This is a genomic window from Nonomuraea bangladeshensis (assembly GCF_039529455.1).
GTDB lineage: Bacteria > Actinomycetota > Actinomycetes > Streptosporangiales > Streptosporangiaceae > Nonomuraea > Nonomuraea bangladeshensis.
Genome location: NZ_BAAAMV010000001.1, coordinates 872,022 through 890,676 on the forward strand (window position 1 = coordinate 872,022; position 18,655 = coordinate 890,676).

Below are 18,655 nucleotides of genomic sequence, written 5' to 3' on the forward strand. Positions count from 1 at the left end.
TTACCAGTGGAAGCAACCGGTTGCTCGCAGTCAACCTCGCGCAGGACAATGCCACCTGACCGTGATACTCGCCCGTCAGGAAGCGCGCGTCACGGTGCCCGAATACGTCACTTCTTCCTGGCCCTCGCGCGTCACCTTGATGGCGAGCTGGTCGGCGTACGCGGTGGGCAGCAGCCGCAGCGTCCCCGGATAGCACGCCTCGCCCGCGACCTCGTGGAGTGCGTACACCGTCCCGCCGTCGCCTTCGCGGCCGACGCGGCCCGAGCAGTGCAGGTCGCTGCCCCAGCGCATGGTGCCCGAGCCGTCCTCGCCGAGACGCAGCTCCACCGGGAACACCCGCTCGGCCGTGGCGTGCTCGGCCGATCCTGTCCAGGTGCCGGCCAGGCCGGGGGCCCGCGCGCCCTGGAGCCAGAAGAAGGCCCCGGCGACCGCCATCCCCAGCCCGGCCAGCCCGACGGCCACCTGCCACGCCCGGGGCCGCCGCCGCCGCGCCGGCCGGGGCTCGGGAGCGAGGGCGGTCCCGGTGACGGCCGGGAAGGCGGTGGTCTGGACCGGGTCGGCGAGGGCCGCGTCCGGGGTGGTGACAGAAAGCGGGGCGATGGTGGCGGAGCCCGAGGCGGCCGGGACGGAGCCCGAAGTAGCGGGGACGGAGCCCGAGGTGACGGGGACGGAGCGCGGGGTGATGGCGGCCATCGCGCCCGAGGTCAGGACATCCCCGCCCGCCCCGTCCTGCCCCAGCAGCCGCCGCAGCACCTCCTCCGCGTCCGGCCGGTCACCGGGCTCCCGCGCCAGGCACGCCTCGACGATCTCCCGCAGCCGCCCGGCGAGCGGCCCCAGGTCGGGCTTGCCGAACAGGATCCTCGCCAGCACCTCCTGATAGGTCTCCCCCGTGTACGCGTGCCGTCCGCTCGCCGTGTACGCCACCGTCAGCGCCCACGCCCACAGGTCGGCCGGCGGCCCGGCGCCCTCGCCGTTGATCCGCTCGGGCGGCAGATACGCGGGGGTCCCGACGGGCGAGATCCCGGTGGTGACCGTGGTGCCCACCAGGCGCGAGATGCCGAAGTCGATGACGCGGGGCCCGTCCAGGCCGAGCAGCACGTTGCCGGGCTTGAAGTCCCGGTGCACGACCCCGGCCCGGTGGATGGCGCCGAGCGCGGTGGCGGTGCCGATGGCCAGCCGTTCCAGCGAGCCGCCGAGCGCCGGCCCCCTGGCCGCGACGTGCTCGCGCAGCGACGGTCCCTCGACGTACTCGCTGACCAGGTAGGGGCGGTCGCCTTCGAGGTCGGCGTCGAGGAGCTGGGCGGTGCAGAACGCGGCCACCCGCCGGACGGCCTCGACCTCGCCGAGGAAGCGCCGCCGTACGGCGGGGTCGGCGGAGAGCCCGGCGTGCAGCAGCTTGACCGCGACCTGCGCGCCCTGCGGCGAGTGGCCGAGGTAGACGACTCCCTGCCCGCCCTGCCCGAGCCGTCGCGACAACCGGTAGGACCCCAGATGGCGCGGGTCGTCGGGACGTAACTCGGACATGCTCCGGCATTATGCCGTCTACGCGATCAGTTGGGCGTAATGGTCGAGGACCGGCAGCACGTCGTCGGCGGGGCCGCTCGGCAGGCCGGCCACGACCTCCTCGACGCCGAGCGCGGCGTAGTGGTCGAGCTTCTCGGCGGTGGGCAGGGTGCCGAACGGGATGACGCGGGCCGGCGGGCGCCCGGCCCGCTCGCACGCCTCGCGGAGCGCGGGCAGCGCGGCCTTGACGCCCTTGCCGCCGATGGGCATCCAGCCGTCGGCGTACTCGGCGACGTGGGCGAAGAGCTTCGGCCCGGCCGCGCCCCCGAGGTAGACCGGCGGGCGGCGGCGCGGCTTGGGCCAGGACCAGGCCGGCTCGACCCCGTCCAGCAGGCCGTCGAAGGAGGCGGCCTCGTCGCGCCAGAGCGCCTGCATGGCGAGGACGTGCCGGCGGGCGAGGTCGCGGCGCTCGGCGTACGGGACGCCGTGGTTCTCGATCTCCTCGACGTTCCAGCCGAACCCGACCCCGACCGTCACCCGCCCGCCGGACAGGTGGTCGAGCGAGGCGATGGCCTTGGCGGTGACGATGGGGTCGCGCTGGGCGGCGAGCAGGATGCCGGTGCCGACCTCGATCGTACGGGTGGCGGCGGCGGCGAAGGAGAGGGCCACGAGCGGGTCGAGGGTGCGCCGGTACTCCTCGGGCAGCTCGCCGCCGGCCGCGCCGGGGTAGGGGGTGCGGCGGGAGACGGGGATGTGGGTGTGTTCGGGCACGTAGAGAGAGGAGAACCCGCGCTCCTCGGCCGCTCTGGCCAGCTCGTCGATCGGCATGGCGAGATCCGTGGCGAACATGGTGACGCCCAGCCTCATGGGCCCTCCTCGTAGTTAACCAAGCGATTGCTCGGCTAAGATTTCCAGAGTACCTTGCGTAGGAACACTCCGCGGAAAGAGGTCCCCGGTGAAGTTTTCCATCTTCCTGAACCCGCAGATTCCAGGCTCCGGATACGCGGCCGAGGAGAACGCCAAGGCCAAGCGCCCCATCGGGCGGGACACGGAGTCGTACCAGAATCTGCTGCACGAGGTGCGGGAGATAGCGGTGCTGGCCGACCAGCTCGGGTTCGACGCGCTGATGATGACCGAGCACCACTTCCACTCCGAGGGCATGGAGTTCTCGGTCAATCCGCTGATGTTCCTCACCGACCTCGCCGCCCGCACGGAACGCATCCTGCTCGCCCCGCTCGGCCTGGTGCTGCCCGCCTGGGACCCGATCAGGGCGGCCGAGGACGTGGCGCTGCTCGACCAGTTCAGCAAGGGCCGGCTGCGGCTGGGCGTGGCCCGCGGCTACCAGAACCGCTGGATGAACGTGCTCGGCCAGCGCTGGCACGCCGCCGCCGCCCGCTCCGACGGCTCGGCCTCCGACACGCGCAACTTCGACGTCTTCGGTGAGGTGCTGAAGATCATGAAGATGGCGTGGACCCAGGAGACGATCCGCTACAAGTCGGACGTGCTGGACTACCAGGTGCCCTACCCGTACGAGGGCATCGAGGGCTGGCCCGCCCAGGAGTGGACGAAGACCTTCGGCGCGCCCGGCGAGCTGGACGAGGACGGCAAGGTCGTCTCCGTCTCCGTCTGCCCCCGGCCCTACCAGAACCCCCACCCGGAGCTGTGGCAGCCGTTCACCATCTCCGACCGGTCGGTCATCAGGGCGGCCCAGGAGAACATCCTGCCGTGGATGTTCACCCCCAACCCCGACGACCACGCCGCCAAGGCCAAGCTCTACCAGGAGGAGTCCGCCCGCCAGGGCCGCGACTACAAGCTGGGCGAGCACACCGGCATCCTCAAGATCGTCGGCATCGCGGACACCACCGAGCAGGCCATCAACACCTTCGGCCGCAGCATCCCCAAGGACTTCGCCGCCTTCTTCGGCCCCTTCGGCTACCTGGAGGTGCTGCGCAAGAAGGAGGACGAGAAGCACAAGCCCATCTCGCCGGAGAAGGGCGACGCCAACCGCATGAAGGACGTCGAGATGGCGCTGTTCGGCACCCCTGACGACGTCAAGCGCGGCATCCAGCGCATGCTCGACCGGATGCCCGACCTGGAGTGGTTCGGCCTCTACATGCAGGGCCAGCAGGGCGTGCTGCCGCTCGACACGGTCAAGCGCAACCTCGAACTGTTCGCCACCAAGGTCGCCCCGGAATTCCGATGAGCGAGGGAGCCGCGATGAAGATCTGGCTGGCCGCCTCCTTCGTCGACACCGGCCAGTTCACCGAGCTGGCACGGGCCGCCGAGCGCTGCGGGTTCGACACGCTGACGCTCTCCGACCACCTCTTCTACGCCGACTTCGACACGCCCTACCCCTACTCACGCTCGGGGCGGCCCCGCTGGGACGCGGCCACGCACTGGCCGGACGTGTGGGTGACGATCGGGGCGATGGCGGCGGTCACCACCACGCTGCGCTTCTCGCCCAACGTCTACATCGCGCCCGCCCGCGACCTGTTCACCGTGGCCAAGCAGGTCTCCACGGCGGCGGTGCTGTCGGGCGACCGGGTGACGTTCGGGGTCGGGGTGGGCTGGTGCAAGGAGGAGTTCGTCGGCACCGGGCAGGACTTCCACACGCGCGGCCGGCGTCTGGACGCCATGCTGCCGGTGCTGCGGGCGCTGTGGGCGGGCGAGCAGGTCACGCTCGACGGCCTGCCCGAGCTGTCGATCTCGCCGACCCCGGCCGGGCCGATCCCGGTGTACGTCGGCGGCGACAGCGAGGCCGCCCTGCGCCGCGCCGCCCGGCTCGGCGACGGCTGGATCGGCAACCGCATCTACACCGAGGACGAGCTCGACCCGGTGCTCGCCACCCTGCGCCGGCTGCTGGCCGAGCACGGCAGGGACGGCGAGCCGTTCGAGATCATCGCGCCCCTGGCCGAGCTGCCCGACGCCGCGACCTACCGCCGCTACGCCGCCAAGGGCGTGACCGGCACGCTGTCCGCCCCCTGGTGGCTCGCCACGCCGGAGGAGAAGGCCAGGCACGGCGAGGGCACGCTGGAGCTCAAGCTCGCGACCATGGAGCGCTTCGCCGAGGAGGTCATCGCCAAGCTCTGACCCGGCCGCTCCCCTCCCTGGCCGGGTCAGACCTCCTCGCCCGCGCCCGGCCGGGGCGGGAGGCCGTGACGCCCGCGGGACGAAAGTACCTCCGATGGGCGATAGCCTCGTGTCGTGCTGGATAGGATCGCAGCCACCCGTTACGTCACCCCGCTGCGGGAGGGCGGCTCGCTGCCCGGCGTCGTCGAGGCCGACGACCTGGGCACCTACGTCGTCAAGTTCCGCGAGGCGGGGCAGGGCCGCCGCGTCCTGGTCGCCGAGATCATCGCCGGCGAGCTGGCCCGCAGGCTGGGGCTGCGCACCCCCGAGCTCAAGCTCATCGACATCGATCCGCAGCTCGGCGCCCGCGAGCCCGACGAGGAGGTCCAGGACCTCCTCAAGGCCAGCGCGGGGCTCAACCTGGCGGTCGACTTCCTGCCGGGCGCGCTCGGGTTCGAGCCGCTGGCGTGGGCGGCCGACCCGGTGTTCGCGGCGCGGGTGGTGTGGTTCGACGGTCTCATCCACAACATCGACCGGAGCTGGCGCAACCCCAACCTGCTCATCTGGCACCGCGACACCTGGCTGATCGACCACGGCGCGTCCCTGTGGTTCCACCACAACTGGCCGACCGCCGACCCGCAGCGGCCGTTCGACGCCGCCGACCACGTGCTGGCCCCCTACGCCGGCGACGTCACCGCCGCCGGCGCCCACCTGGCCGATAGGATCACCCGCGAGCTGCTGGAGACCGTGACCGCGCTGGTGCCCGACGAGTGGCTGGCCGGCGAGCCGGGCTTCGACGGGCCGGCTGCGGTGCGGGCGGCGTACGTCGAGCACCTGCTGGCCCGCGCCCACGGGCCGGGCGGGTGGCTGGTGCGCGGCGAGCGGCGGGAGCAGCGTTCCGGGCCGGGTTCGGTCGGCGAGTTCTGGCGGGGAGGCGGCCGATGAGCAGGGACGTCTACGAGTACGCGGTGATCCGCGTCATCCCCAAGGTCGAGCGGGGCGAGCAGATCAACGTGGGCGTGCTGCTCTACTGCCAGCCGCGCGGCTACCTGTGCGCACGCGTCGAGCTGGACGCGGCCCGGCTGCGGGCGCTCGACCCGTCGGCGGACGTGGACGCGGTGCGGCGGGCGCTCACCGCGTACGAGCTGGCCTGCGGCGAGCGTCCCGGCCCGCTCGCGGCCGAGCCGCTGGGCGGCAGGTTCCGCTGGCTGACCGCGCCGCGCAGCACGATCGTGCAGTCCGGCCCCGTGCACGCGGGACTCACCGCCGACCCGGACACCGAGCTGGCCCGCCTGTTCGACAAGCTGGTCCGCGTCTAGAGACTCAGAAGAGGACCGACATGAAGGTGTCGACCTCGGTGAAGCCCACCTTCTTGTAGACCGCGCGGGCCGAGCGGTTGTAGTCGTTGACGTAGAGGCTGACCACGGGGGCGAAGCACTCCCTGGCGGCCTCCACGACCGCCGCCATCCCGGCAACGGCGTGCCCGCGCCCGCGCAGCTCCGGGTCCACCCACACGCCCTGGATCTGGCACGCCTGCGGCGTGACGGCCCCGACCTCCGCCTTGAAGACGACCCGGCCGTCCTCGATGCGCGCGTAGGAGCGGCCGATCCTGATCAGCTCGGCGACCCGCGTACGGTAGAGCGCGCCGCCGTCGCCCAGGTTGGGCGAGACGCCGACCTCCTCGGTGAACATGGCCACGCACGCCGGCAGCAGGATGTCGAACTCCTCGGGCCGCACCCGGCGCACCCACGGATCCACGGGCACCGACGGCTTGCGCGAGATCGCCATGACCGGCTGCGCCCAGCGGATCGCCCGCGCCCGGCCCCAGTGCGGCTCCAGCCGCTCCCACAGCAACGACACGGCGTCGACCGGGCCGACGATGGACGAGCAGCGCCGCCCCTGCCTGCGGGCGCGGTCGGCGAACGCGTGGACCGCCTCGGGCCCGGCGTTGACCGGCACCATGTTGGCTCCGGCGTAACAGAGCGAGACGAGGGCTCCGCGCGGCCCGAACCCCCACATCTGCCCGCCGAGCCGCGCCGGATTGAGTCCGACGGCCCGCACCCGGGAGGAGACGAAGACGTTGGCGACCGGATCGGTGTCCAGCAGGGCGAGGACTTCGTCCCGGTCGCTGTCGTCCAGCACGCGCGACGCCGAGGTACGCAGCATCACATGGTCAGACTACGCGAAGGGTCACCGATTAGCTCATCCGGCGCTGCCCACAGTGACCCATTCTTGACGTCATTTCAGTGACGGCAGCCCCAGCAGGCCGAGAACGCCCAGAAGTCCCCCCGCGCCGGACGACGTCGAGGCCGTGGCGCGGTGGGCCGCCATCCGCTCGGCGGGGCGCGGCGCGGGCAGCGCGGCGCACGTCGCGTCGCGTCGCGGCAGCGTGCCGTCACGCAGGTAGGCGGCCAGATGCCGGTCCACGCACCGGTTGCCGGACAGCGCCACCCCGTGGTTGCCGCCCTGGTCCACGACCATCCTCGCGGTCGGGAAGAGCCGCCGCATCCGCAGCGCCCCCTCGTACGGGGTCGGGGCGTCGTCGCGCGCCTGCAGCATGAGGACCGGCGGCAGCTTCGCCGAGCCGCGCACGTCCACCGGGGTGCCGCCGGACACCGGCCAGAAGGCGCACGGGGCGTTGAACCACGCGTTCGGCCAGGTCAGGAAGGGCGCGGTGCGGTGCGCCTCGGTCATGTCGGTCCGCCACTTGGACCACTGGCGCGGCCATTGCGCGTCGCGGCACTGGACGCCGAGGTAGACGGCGTAGCCGTTCTCGTCGTCGACGTCGTTCTTGCCGTGTTTGTCGTAGAGGTCGATCAGCCCCTTCGTGTCCCCCTGCCGGACGTAGTCGGACCACGCCTGCGCGAACTGCGGCCAGAGCCGGTCGCTGTAGCCGGCCAGGGTGAAGGTGTCGTCCAGCTCGCTCGGCCCGAGCAGGCCGCCCGCCGGCCGGGTGCGCAGCCGGTCACGCATCGCGTAGTAGGCGAACTGCGTCTGCTTGAGCGTACGGCCCAGCTTGTAGACGTCGTTGTGCTCGGCGGTCCAGGTGAGGAACTGGCGGTGGCGGCGTTCGAAGGAGTGGTCCTGGGCCAGGTTGGAGCGGTACCAGACGGCGGTCGGGTCCACGTTGCTGTCCAGGACCAGCCGCTTGACCCGCTTGGGGAACAGCGTGGCGTAGACGGCGCCGAGGTAGCTGCCGTACGAGAAGCCCAGATAGCTGATCTTGGCCTCGCCGAGGGCGGCGCGGATCTGGTCGAGGTCCCTGGCCGCGTTCTCGGTGGTGAGGTGCGGCAGCAGCCAGGAGTAACGCTCGCCGCAGCTGCGGGCGTACTCGGCGGCCCTCGCCAGCAGCCGCTGCTCGTCGGCCACGCTGTGCGGCACGGCGTCCTGGCGCGGCGCCTGGTAGAAGACCTCAGGGTCCACGCAGTGCACCGCCGGCTCGCTGCCGCCGACGCCGCGCGGGTCGAAGCCGATGATGTCGTAGCGCTCGCGCACGCCGGCCGGCAGCCCGGCGGCGACGTACTCGGTCAGCGCCCGCCCGGACGCCCCCGGCCCGCCCGGGTTGATCAGCAGCGCCCCCAGGCGGTCGGCGCTCCGCGTCGTCCTGGCCTTGATCCGGTTGATCGCCACCGTGATCGACCTGCCCGTGGGCCGGCTGTAGTCGAGCGGCACCTGAACGGTGGCGCACTCCAGCGCGGCGTCGGCCGCCTTGCCCGCCACCCGGGGACACGCGCTCCAGACCGCGGGCGCCACCCGCGTCGTCCCCATGGCGGTGTTCCCGGCCATCGCCGGCTGCTCCACGCTCGCGACCAGCGCGACCAGGACCGCCATCCCGGCGACCATCCCAAGTACCCTCTTCACCCGGCCCCCTCCTGTTATTAGGTCCTGCAGATGCTTGCGGAGTGAGCGCGGTATCACTGTACGTATAGGAAGATCCTTGCCAATCCGTAATCAACACATGACAACAAGTGATCGCATGGAAAACGCGGACGCGACCGTGATCCCCGTCCGATAATCCCGGCATGAACCGTGAGTACCGATATGGCGACGCCCTGCGTCTGCTGGGCGGCACGGACCCAGCCATCAAAAAGCTGGACACGCTGCTCGGACTCGGGACACTCGGCCTTTGGGACTTGATCGAGGCCAAGAACGAGCTGATTAAGGTCGGCAACGACTTGCTGGGACGATGGCGCGATTGGCGCTCCGGCGCGGGTTGGCGCAGCCGTACCGAACTCATCGAGGCTGCCTACAGGATCCTGGTGTTCACGTCGTTCTTCGAGGCCGTGGACGATTTGCGGCTGCCGTTCAGCAAAGAGGACCTGTTGCTCGCCAAGCAGCAGGCGCGCCCGGCGGACCAGAGCCGAGCCACCGCTGTCCGAGAGAACATCGACATCGTTCTCGGCGGCCTGGACGAACCTCCCTGCCCTTCGCCGCAACGCCCTTTCGAGGACGTCAAGGCAGACGTAGAGAAATATTACGGCCAGCTGGCGCAAGGCGTCCTCAGCGTCCTGCGGGGCGTTGCCGGCTGGGATCTCCTGGCCTCGCACGAAGAGGAACGCATCGGGGCCATCCTGAGGAACGGGCTCCCCCGCCTCGCCGTCGCGCGTTACGAGGACGGCTATCGGCGACTGGCGTGTGATGTCCCGGAGTTCGCCTTATGGGCGCATATGCAGGAGCACCAGGCGACGCGAACGGGTCTGGCCAGCCTCGAACGAGTGCTGGTGGGCATCACCGCAGGGCATGTTCTTCCCGCGCAGCTCGAAGCGCTGAGACGGGCGCAGCAGGACACGTTGGCGCATCCGGTGACGGGAACGGTCGATGTTTCCGTTCGCATGCGGCTGCCGACTTTGGAGGAGGCTTACCTGCCACAGCGCTTCCGCGCAGGTGAGGTGCGGTCCGCCCCCGACAATCCCAGCCTGGAGTCGTGGTGGAAAGAGAAGAAGGTGCTCGACGACCTGCCAAGCTTCCTCACCGCCTGCCTGACGCGCTCGGCAGCAGGACGCATGCCGCTGATCGTGCTGGGGCAACCAGGCGCGGGAAAGTCGGTGCTCACCAAGATCCTGGCCGCCCGTCTGCCCAGCGCGTTCTTCCCCATCCGCGTGCCCTTGCGCGAGGTCCGCGCGCACGACAGCGTCCAGGAGCAGATCGAGAAGGCGATCCAGCACGCAACCGGCGAGGACGTGTTATGGCCGTCCTTGGCCAGGACGGTGGAGCCCGCACTGCCGGTGGTGATCCTGGACGGCTTCGACGAACTGCTCCAGGCCACCGGCGTCCGGCAGTCCGATTACCTCAGCAAGGTCGCGCAGTTCCAGAAGCGGGAAGCATCGATGGGCCGCGCGGTCGCGGTGATCGTCACCTCTCGCACCGCTGTCTTTCACTTCACGAACCCTCCTGCCGGGACCGTGGTCACCCGCCTTGAGCCGTTCGACGATGACCAGATCGCCCGTTGGCTCAATGTATGGAACAAGAACAACGCCTCCTATTTCACCCAGCAGGGAATCGAACCCCTGGACCTGAGCCTGGTGCTGGCCCACCGGCATCTCGCCGAGCAGCCCCTGTTGCTGCTGATGCTGGCTCTCTACGACGCCGACGACAACGCACTGAGCAAGACCGCCCCCAGTTTCGGCCAAGCGGAACTCTACGAGCGGCTGCTGTTGAGCTTCGTCGAACGAGAGCTGAAGAAGGACTCCCGTCCGGGCGACAACCTGCAGCACCGGGCGGAGCTGGAACTACAGCGGCTGGGCTTCGCGGCCTTCTCCATGGCCAACCGGCGCAGCCAGTGGGCCACCTCCAGGCAGGTGACCGATGATCTGGCCGCGGTGTGGCGGAAGCGGCCGCGTGAGCCCAGCTTCTCCACGCCCCTGACCTCCGGGGAGGAGACCTTCAGAAGGTTCTTCTTCCTGTACGAGGCCAGAGCCGCCCGAGATGCCGACGAGGTGCGCGCCTATGAGTTCCTGCACGCCACGTTCGGCGAGTTCCTCATCGCTCGCCTCGTCAGATCGTTGCTGACCGAGATGGTGTCCGCGCCACGCGGCACCCTGCTCGAGGACCCGCCCGACACCCTTCTCCGCCAGCTTCTGTCGTGGGCCACCTTGTCCTCCCGCGCACCTGTTGTTTCCTTTCTGCGCGAGCTGGCCACGATGAGCGGCGAGACCGAACGATGGCACGAACTGGTGCGACAGCTCCTGCAGCGGCTGAACACCCAACCGGACGTCGACATCGCCGCGTACTGCCCCCGTGTCGCAAGCCCCGCCGAGCGGTACGCGTACTACTCGGCCAACCTCGTTGTGCTTGCTGTAAGCACTGCGGATCAGGTCATGGCCAGTCAAGTGCTCCCCGGTCATGAGGACGTCCACACTGAGTGGAAGCGCTACTTCCACTTGTGGCAGTCGCAGTGCACGGCCGAGGAGTGGGAGGCGCAGGTGCAGGTTGTCTCCAGCATGCCGCAGGCGAAGGGCGGGGACATCGTGCTACGGCTGGCACCAGCCACCAGCGGCCAAGAGGGTACGCGGCCGGACCCGGGGCCCGGCCCGCTGACGATGTACCCGCGGATGATCTGAATCGACGGCTCAGGCGCGTTGTGCGGTGTCGTAGAGGGCCTTGGCGGCGGCGCCGAAGTAGGGGCCGTACATCGTGCGCGCGTCGTCGGTGTACTTGAAGCTGCTCAGCGAGGTGATCCGGCCGCGCCCGGTGGCCGGGTCGAACCCGGTCAGCCAGGGGCCGCCGCTGGAGCCGGCCGTCATGTCGCAGCCGAGCCCCTGGTCGCGGGTCTGCTTGTACGGGTCGTCACGCAGCCGTCCCGCGCAGTAGACCAGGCGGTCGCCACGGTACGGCGGGTCCGCGGGATAGCCGAAGCCGTACGCCTGGCCGCCGCGCGGCACGTTGAAGCCGATCTCCTGGGCGCCCACCACGTCGCCCGCGTGCCGCCCGCCCGAGGTGGCGAGCGCGACCATGCCGATGTCGTAGTCGTCGTCGGCCTTGCGCGCCCACGAGCCGGCCACGAACATGCGGCGCGCGGCGTAGCGGCCGTACGGCTGTCCGCCGCGGCTGCCGTAGCCCGGCACGAACGTCCAGTTCTGGGCCCACTCGCCGGCGCCGTCCTTGACGCAGTGGCCGGCGGTGACGACGACGTCCCGGTTGGCGCTCTTCACGGTGCTGGCCGAGCAGACGAAATCGGCGCCGTTCAGCGTCATGAACACCCGCCCGGTGGTCCTGGAGACCGCGCCGCCCGCGCCCCAGCGGGCGCCGATCGTGCTGGCCGAGGGCGCCGCCGCCGCCTGCGGGCGCGGCATGGGCAGCTTGGAGGCGGCGGGCGCGGGCAGGGTCCGCGCGGCCCCCTGCCCGGATTTCGGGAGCGGCCGGCCGGTCAGCTCGCCGAGCAGGCCGTCACCGTCGGTCACCAGGTCGAGCAGGTTGATGGGCAGGGCCCCGGCCATGCGCTGCGGCGTCCAGTAGTCGAGCACGCGCTGCTGCTCGGCCGCGGTGCGCGCGGCGACGTGCTCGACCACGCGTTCGGTGACGCGCCTGGCGGGCTTGGCGGGCCTGGCGGCCGATCCGGCGGCCAGTTGCCGGGCCGGATGGGACGCCGGGACGACGGGATCTGCCTGCCGCGGGCCGGTGGCCGCGCCGATGAGTGCGGGGCCCATCAGCCCCGCCACCAGCGGAGCCGCCGCAAGCAGGGGGGTGCTCAAGGTCATGTCCCCCGAGTTTGCACCACCGGCCGTGTCGTTGTGACTACTTTCGGTGAATTGCTCAGAGTACGCCGCTGGTCTGTGCTGATTGGTAGACGGCTTGGGCCTCGTTCCCGAAATAGGGGCCGAACATCCAGTTGGGGGCGAAGCCGTATTTGAAGCTGTTCACCGAGTTGAGCGTGCCGAGCCCGGTCGACTCGTCGAAACCGACCATCCAGGGGCCGCCGCTGGCGCCGCCGGTCTGGTCGCAGGTCAGGCCCAGGTCGTCGGAGAGCAGGTAGTCGTCGAAGGCACGGCCGCTGCAGTAGACGAGCTTCGAGCCGTCGTACGGGGCCACCGCCGGGTAGCCGAAGGCGTACATCTGCCGGCGGCGCGGCTGGTTGAAGGCCACGCCCTGGCCGCCCACCACGTCCACCAGGCTCCTGCCGTCCAGCGGGGCGACCACGGCGGCGGCCATGTCGTGGTCGACGTCCTCGCTCGCGTCCCACTGCGGGGTGGTCAGCAGCTTGGTGGCGGCCCAGGTGCCGTACGGGCGGGCGCCCTTGTCGTAGCCGGGGACGAAGACCCAGTTGGTGTGGAAGGCGCCGTTCACCTTGACGCAGTGGCCCGCGGTGATCACCACGCTCTTGTTCGCGCTGGTCACCGCCGAGCCCGAGCAGGAGGCGTTGCGGCCCTGGGTGGTGAAGAAGATGCGGCCGGTTGTCCTCACCACGGCCCCGCCGCCGGTCCAGGCGGCGCCACCGCTGCGCGCCGACGGACGCGCGGGAGCCGCCGGGGTCGGGGCCACCGCGGTCGGGGCCGCTATGGACGGGGCAGCCGCCGTGGACGGGGCTTGCACGTCGGCGGGTGACACCTTGGTGCCCTTGGCCGGGTTGGGCGGGTTCAGGGGCTCGGCCGCCTCCATCCTCGCCTCCGTCCAGTAGCGCACGACCTGCCTGCGCTCGCCGGCCGAGTCCGCGGCGGCATGCTGAGCGGGCCTGGGCCGCGCCGCCGCCGAGCCACGGGCCGGAGTCCGGCCCTGCCCCCGGACCGGGACGGCGACCTGGCCACGTGCCGAGCCCCGTACCAGACCCCCGGCCGAGGGCTGAGCCGAGGCTCCGGCCGGGGGCTGGGCCTGCGCAGCAGTCGCGGGCAGTGCGGGCAGCAGCGCGGCGGCACTCCCCATGGCGAGGGCAAGGGTGGAGAGCAGAGCGAGTCTGCGGTGCATTACGTACCTCCCGAAACCGGACGTGAGGTTGGAAGGTAGCCGCCGCAATATGCGAATTTCTCAAGATATGCGCATACCGATATAGCCATATTCCGGCACAAATACGGCTCATTCTCTGCCGTCACATACGTAAACGAATTTCGGGACGTACTGCACCCCGTGCCCGGGCGCGTCCCGTACCGGGGACAATGGACAGGTGCACGCAGAGACCCACCGTCCCCCCGCAAGGTCCGTCGTCCTGCTCGGCTCCACCGGCTCCATCGGCACGCAGGCCCTCGACGTCGTCGCCGCCGACCCCGGCCGCTTCGAGGTCGTGGCGCTGGCGGCCGGCGGCGCCAAGGTCGACCTGCTCGCCCGGCAGGCGGCCGAGTTCGGCGTCGAGGCGGTGGCGGTGGCCGACCCCGCGGCGGTGCCCGCGCTGAAGGAGGCGCTGGCCGGGCACGGCGTCCGGCCCAAGGTCCTGGCCGGTCCCGAGGGGGTCGCCGAGGCGGCGGCCTGGCGCTGCGACACCGTGCTCAACGGCATCACCGGCGCGCTCGGCCTCACCTCCACGCTGGTCGCGCTGGAGGCGGGCCGCACCCTCGCCCTCGCCAACAAGGAGTCCCTGATCATCGGCGGCCCGCTGGTCAAGCGGCTGGCCGCGCCCGGCCAGATCCTGCCCGTCGACTCCGAGCACTCGGCGCTCCAGCAGTGCCTGTGGGCGGCGGGGCCCGGCGCGTACGACCCGGCGAGCGTCCGCCGCCTCGTCGTCACCGCGAGCGGCGGCCCGTTCCGCGGGCGGCGGCGCGAGGAGCTGACCGGCGTCACGCCCGAGATGGCGCTGGCCCACCCCACCTGGTCGATGGGCCCCGTCATCACCGTCAACTCGGCCACCCTGGTCAACAAGGGGCTGGAGGTCATCGAGGCGCACCTGCTGTTCGACCTGGGTTTCGACCGCATCGACGTGGTGGTCCACCCCCAGTCGATCATCCACTCCATGGTCGAGTACGTGGACGGCTCCACCATGGCCCAGGCCAGTCCCCCCGACATGCGCCTGCCGATCGCGCTCGCGCTCGGCCATCCGCACCGCGTCCCCGGCGCGGCCCGCGGCGTCGACTGGACCAAGGCCCACACCTGGACCTTCGAGCCCCTCGACGACGTGGCATTCCCGTCGGTCGCCCTGGCCAGGCACGTCGGCACCGAGGGCGGCACCGCGCCCGCCGTCTACAACGCCGCCAACGAGGTGTGCGTGGAGGCGTTCCTGGGGGGCAGGCTGCCGTTCCTGGCGATCGTCGACACGGTCGCCAAGGTGGTGGAGGAGCACCGGGTCACCGCGGCCGAGTCCGTCGACGAGGTGCTCGCGGCCGACGCCTGGGCCCGCGCCCGTGCGGCCGAACTCACGGCGGGGCAGTCCCGCTAGCTACATAAACTTGAACTCGTCGCCACAGTAAGGGTTGAAATGTCTTCCGTAGCTCTCGGCATCCCGTCGGTCCGTCCCAAGCCGCTCGCCGAACGTCGCCACTCCCGCCAGATCATGGTGGGCAACGTGCCCGTGGGCGGCGACGCGCCGGTCTCGGTGCAGTCGATGACGACCACGGTGACCGCCGACGTCAACTCCACCCTGCAGCAGATCGCCGAGCTGACCGCGTCCGGCTGCCAGATCGTACGCGTGGCCGTCCCGTCCCAGGACGACGCCGAAGCGCTGCCCATCATCGCGAAGAAGTCGCAGATCCCCGTGATCGCCGACATCCACTTCCAGCCGAAGTACGTCTTCGCCGCCATCGAGGCGGGCTGCGCGGCCGTCCGGGTCAACCCGGGCAACATCAAGAAGTTCGACGACAAGGTGAGCGAGATCGCCAAGGCCGCCGCCGACCACGGCGTGCCGATCCGCATCGGCGTCAACGCCGGCTCCCTCGACCCCCGCCTGCTGCAGAAGTACGGCAAGGCCACCCCCGAGGCGCTGGTCGAGTCCGCCCTGTGGGAGTGCTCGCTGTTCGAGGAGCACGGCTTCCGCGACATCAAGATCTCGGTCAAGCACAACGACCCGGTCGTCATGATCAACGCCTACCGCCTGCTCGCCGCCAAGTGCGACTACCCGCTGCACCTGGGCGTCACCGAGGCGGGCCCGGCCTTCCAGGGCACGATCAAGTCCGCGGTCGCCTTCGGCGCCCTGCTCGCCGAGGGCATCGGCGACACCATCCGCGTCTCGCTGTCCGCCCCTCCGGTCGAGGAGGTCAAGGTCGGCACCCAGATCCTGGAGTCGCTGGGCCTGCGCGAGCGCGGCCTGGAGATCGTCTCCTGCCCGTCCTGCGGACGCGCCCAGGTCGACGTCTACACCCTGGCCGACCAGGTGCAGGCCGGCCTTGAGGGCCTGAAGGTGCCGCTGCGGGTGGCCGTGATGGGCTGCGTCGTCAACGGCCCCGGCGAGGCCCGCGAGGCCGACCTCGGCGTCGCCTCGGGCAACGGCAAGGGCCAGATCTTCGTCAAGGGCGAGGTCATCAAGACCGTCCCCGAGTCGCAGATCGTGGAGACGCTGATCGAGGAGGCGCTGCGCCTGGCCGAGGAGATGGGCGTCGAGATCGACCTCGACGACGACTCCCCCACCACCTCGGGCCCGGTCGTCACGGTCGGCTGACACGGCCTTCACCGGGCGGGTTCATCACCCGCCCGGTCCGTCCCGAGCGGGCCGGGCGCAGCCCCCGCCGAGTCGAGCACCTCGTGGAGACGTGCCGCGAAGGCGCGCGGCCGGAACACACCCGCGTTGTGGCCGCCGGGAAACTCCACGTACGAGACACCGAGCTCCTGCGCGAGCAGGCGGCCGCATCGGTGTGCCCAGATGTGCGCGGAGGCTTCACCGACAGCGGGCAGGATGCGGGTGGACGCCGCTTTGAGCGCGGACAGATCCAGCAGATGACGGCGGACCGCCGGCGCGTCGTGGGTCAGGAAGAACTCCAGATTGGGCAGACGCTCCGGCCCGGGCGGCGTCGTCGCGACGTCGGGTTCACGGTCGGCCGGGTCGATGGCCGCGAGAGCCGCAAACCTCCGCAGGGCGGCGAGAGCGCCTTGTGCCCGGTGGGTGTCCTCGACCTCTTGCTGCTCCTGCCTGGCGCGGCTGCGCTCGGGCTCAGGGAGCAGTTGCGTCGCGGGAGGCTCGTGCGCGACCAGGACGCCGACCTGCTCAGGGTGGCGGGAGACCAGTTCGAGGCAGATCAGCGCGCCGATGCTGCTGCCGTAGACGTAGGCGGGCTCGGTGGTGAGCGCGGCGAGCAGGTGGTGCAGGTCATCGGCATGGGTGGTGACGGTCGGAGGATCACCGGGGTCGTCGAGGGTGCTGGCCGACAGGCCACGGCGGTCGTAGGTGAGGACCGTGTACCTGTCGGCGAGCTGGGCGGCCAGGTCGTCACTGGCGGCGGCGTCTCCGTCCCCGCCCGCGACCAGGAGAAGCAGCGGACCGGTGCCGCGCAGAAGGTAGCGCAGTCGCGCTCCGGGGACGTGCAGGTTCTTCGAGATCATCAGCGGTGCCCTTCATCCGTGATGCATCGACTCAGAGATGCATCTAAAAACAGATGTATCAGATTACAGATACATCTGTCGATTGGTGCATCATGGACGTCATGAACGGGCTCGAACTGTTCCTGCTGGGACACAAGTTGATCCGGATCGGTCAGGACGCCATTCCCCGGTCGGGCTTCCACGCGCTGCCGGCCAGTGCCCGCACGATCCTCGTCGACGTCTTCGAGCACTCCGGCAGCTCCATCGGCGAGATCACCGATCGCACCGGCTTCCCGCAGAGCCTGGTGTCGGCGACGGTCGCCAAGTTCCGCGACACCGGGGTGATGGTCACCGAGCCGGACCCCACCGACCGGCGGCGCACTCTGGTACGCCCCGCGCCGGGCATGCGTGAGCAAGGACAGCGGCAGGCCGACGCGGCGACGGTCGATGACGTCCTGGCCAGGGCATTGGGCGTCGAGCCTGCGGAGGTCACCCAGATCATCGCCACGCTGGAGTCCTTGGCTCACCGGCTGTCCAAGTCAGAGGCCGGAAGGGATCTCTGAGGATCGGCAGCGGGCCGAAGGACCTCCTCGGCGTCGGCTACCTGGGCAGGACGGGCCGGGCATCGGTCCAGCCCGAGTCCACGATCGCCCAGTAGTCCAGCACCCGGCCGGTGACCTGCCACTTCTCGCTGTCCGGGCCCGGTTCGAGCTGGATGTCCCGGCTGCCCAGCAGTTCGCCGGTGCGCTGGTCGAAGAGCACCTGCCGCTGGATCGTCCCGCGGCCGTCGGCGCTCTCGAACGGGGCCGCGAGCCCGACCGCGGCACGTCCGAGTGAATCCTTGACGGCCCCCAGCCGCTGCACGCCGGGATGGTCGGTGATCAGGCGCATGAGACCGGCTCGCACCTTGGGCGGGACGGGCGTGTTCGCGAGCAGGGAGAAGACCTGGTCGAGCACGCTCGTGGGCTCCTCGCAGCTCTTCGGCGCGCCGGTGCGGCCGTCGGCGAGCTTGATCGAGCCCTCGCACAGCAGCTCGCGCAGGTCCTGCGGGTCGGTGGGCAGGTCCTGGAGTTCCTGGTAGGTGAAGTGGCCGAGGCCGCCGATGTCGAACGCGCCGCCGCCCCGGGCGTCCGGGTCGGCCTCCTGCCAGGGGCCGGGCTTGGCCGCGAGAGTCCTGGTACGGCCCGACGAACGGATCTGCCAGCTCGACGGGGAGCCCGCCGCGCGCCAGGCGTCCACGTCTGCCTCGGTCTGCAGCTTGCCAGGGAAGTCACGACCGTAGAAGGAAGCGCCGTCGCCACGGCGTTGTCCCGTCCATGCGAAGAACTCGGTGCGTTCCTCCACGACGTACCCGCCGGTGCGGCCGAGCGCGAGCGCCGCGAAGGCGGTGCGCTGGTGCGTGTACCAGTAGCGGCCCTCCTGCTGCAGCTCCGCCTGGGTGGCGGCGGCCAGCATCATGCCGCGGGGCGACTGGTCCATCGTCACGCTGGGACGAGGTCGTACGGAGTCGCCACCGGGCGAGAACGCCAGGACCGCCGCCACCGCCGTGGCCGTGGCGGCGGCCACCAGGCCGAGCGGCATGCGCCACGTGAGGCGGCGCGCCGGCAGTCGGTCGTCCTGGCTCAGCATGCGACGGCGGGCGGCCGCCGCGGTGGCCGTGGACGGAGGAGGCGGGTCGTCGTAGACGCCGCGGACGAGATCCAGGTCGTTCATC

At 71.0% G+C, this 18,655-nt stretch carries 16 protein-coding genes; 8 read left to right on the plus strand and 8 right to left on the minus strand.

The features are described from left to right. Positions 1–75: 75 nt before the first annotated feature. Positions 76–1,524, minus strand: coding sequence for a serine/threonine-protein kinase (locus ABD292_RS03870; protein WP_344205233.1), 1,449 nt, complete (start codon positions 1,522–1,524; stop codon positions 76–78). An 18-nt stretch (positions 1,525–1,542) separates the two neighbouring features. Further along, positions 1,543–2,370 carry an LLM class F420-dependent oxidoreductase gene (locus ABD292_RS03875; RefSeq protein ID WP_344205234.1) on the minus strand — a complete coding sequence of 276 codons (828 nt, stop codon included), beginning with the start codon at positions 2,368–2,370 and terminating at the stop codon, positions 1,543–1,545. Positions 2,371–2,458: 88 nt separating this feature from the next. Between ABD292_RS03875 and ABD292_RS03880 the strand changes: the two genes are divergently transcribed. The 4 genes from ABD292_RS03880 to ABD292_RS03895 all read left to right on the plus strand — a co-directional run bounded on the left by ABD292_RS03880 (position 2,459) and on the right by ABD292_RS03895 (position 5,891). Beyond that, the gene (locus tag ABD292_RS03880; RefSeq protein ID WP_344205235.1) at positions 2,459–3,706 is read left to right on the plus strand and encodes an LLM class flavin-dependent oxidoreductase; all 1,248 of its coding nucleotides are present in this window, start codon (positions 2,459–2,461) and stop codon (positions 3,704–3,706) included. Between the two features lie 14 nt (positions 3,707–3,720). After that, positions 3,721–4,593 (plus strand): TIGR03619 family F420-dependent LLM class oxidoreductase, encoded by an 873-nt coding sequence (locus ABD292_RS03885; protein ID WP_344205236.1) that lies wholly within the window; start codon positions 3,721–3,723, stop codon positions 4,591–4,593. 114 nt (positions 4,594–4,707) lie between these two features. Continuing rightward, positions 4,708–5,517, plus strand: a complete 810-nt coding sequence (locus ABD292_RS03890; protein ID WP_344205237.1) for a HipA family kinase — start codon at positions 4,708–4,710, stop codon at positions 5,515–5,517. Continuing rightward, positions 5,514–5,891, plus strand: coding sequence for a DUF3037 domain-containing protein (locus tag ABD292_RS03895; protein WP_329583563.1), 378 nt, complete (start codon positions 5,514–5,516; stop codon positions 5,889–5,891). The genes ABD292_RS03890 and ABD292_RS03895 overlap by 4 nt, the downstream gene beginning before the upstream one ends. A gap of 4 nt (positions 5,892–5,895) precedes the next feature. Here the strand turns inward: ABD292_RS03895 and ABD292_RS03900 are convergent, their stop codons facing one another. Further along, a complete protein-coding gene (locus ABD292_RS03900) occupies positions 5,896–6,738 on the minus strand; it encodes a GNAT family N-acetyltransferase (RefSeq protein WP_329592622.1) in 843 nt (280 codons plus the stop codon). Positions 6,739–6,810: 72 nt separating this feature from the next. Then, entirely contained in the window at positions 6,811–8,433 is a 1,623-nt protein-coding gene (locus ABD292_RS03905; protein ID WP_344205239.1) for an alpha/beta hydrolase, read from the minus strand. 161 nt (positions 8,434–8,594) lie between these two features. Between ABD292_RS03905 and ABD292_RS03910 the strand changes: the two genes are divergently transcribed. Then, positions 8,595–11,132, plus strand: coding sequence for an NACHT domain-containing protein (locus tag ABD292_RS03910; RefSeq protein ID WP_344205240.1), 2,538 nt, complete (start codon positions 8,595–8,597; stop codon positions 11,130–11,132). Between the two features lie 9 nt (positions 11,133–11,141). Here ABD292_RS03910 and ABD292_RS03915 read toward each other — a convergent pair whose 3' ends face one another. After that, positions 11,142–12,269 (minus strand): trypsin-like serine peptidase, encoded by a 1,128-nt coding sequence (locus tag ABD292_RS03915; protein WP_344205241.1) that lies wholly within the window; start codon positions 12,267–12,269, stop codon positions 11,142–11,144. A 55-nt stretch (positions 12,270–12,324) separates the two neighbouring features. Next, positions 12,325–13,470, minus strand: a complete 1,146-nt coding sequence (locus tag ABD292_RS03920; protein ID WP_344205242.1) for a trypsin-like serine peptidase — start codon at positions 13,468–13,470, stop codon at positions 12,325–12,327. A 196-nt stretch (positions 13,471–13,666) separates the two neighbouring features. On the opposite strand from ABD292_RS03920, the gene dxr reads away from it, so the two are divergent. Together dxr and ispG are read left to right on the plus strand one after the other, a co-directional pair. Next, the gene (dxr, locus tag ABD292_RS03925; RefSeq protein ID WP_344205244.1) at positions 13,667–14,869 is read left to right on the plus strand and encodes a 1-deoxy-D-xylulose-5-phosphate reductoisomerase; all 1,203 of its coding nucleotides are present in this window, start codon (positions 13,667–13,669) and stop codon (positions 14,867–14,869) included. 39 nt (positions 14,870–14,908) lie between these two features. Beyond that, positions 14,909–16,084 (plus strand): flavodoxin-dependent (E)-4-hydroxy-3-methylbut-2-enyl-diphosphate synthase, encoded by a 1,176-nt coding sequence (ispG, locus tag ABD292_RS03930; protein WP_344205245.1) that lies wholly within the window; start codon positions 14,909–14,911, stop codon positions 16,082–16,084. An 8-nt stretch (positions 16,085–16,092) separates the two neighbouring features. Here ispG and ABD292_RS03935 read toward each other — a convergent pair whose 3' ends face one another. Beyond that, entirely contained in the window at positions 16,093–16,962 is an 870-nt protein-coding gene (locus ABD292_RS03935) for an alpha/beta hydrolase (RefSeq protein WP_344205246.1), read from the minus strand. Positions 16,963–17,063: 101 nt separating this feature from the next. On the opposite strand from ABD292_RS03935, the gene ABD292_RS03940 reads away from it, so the two are divergent. After that, on the plus strand, positions 17,064–17,504 hold the full coding sequence (locus tag ABD292_RS03940) for a MarR family transcriptional regulator (RefSeq protein WP_344205248.1): 441 nt from the start codon (positions 17,064–17,066) through the stop codon (positions 17,502–17,504). A 37-nt stretch (positions 17,505–17,541) separates the two neighbouring features. Here the strand turns inward: ABD292_RS03940 and ABD292_RS03945 are convergent, their stop codons facing one another. Continuing rightward, on the minus strand, positions 17,542–18,654 hold the full coding sequence (locus tag ABD292_RS03945; RefSeq protein WP_344205250.1) for a CU044_5270 family protein: 1,113 nt from the start codon (positions 18,652–18,654) through the stop codon (positions 17,542–17,544). Between the last annotated feature and the right edge of the window lies 1 nt (position 18,655).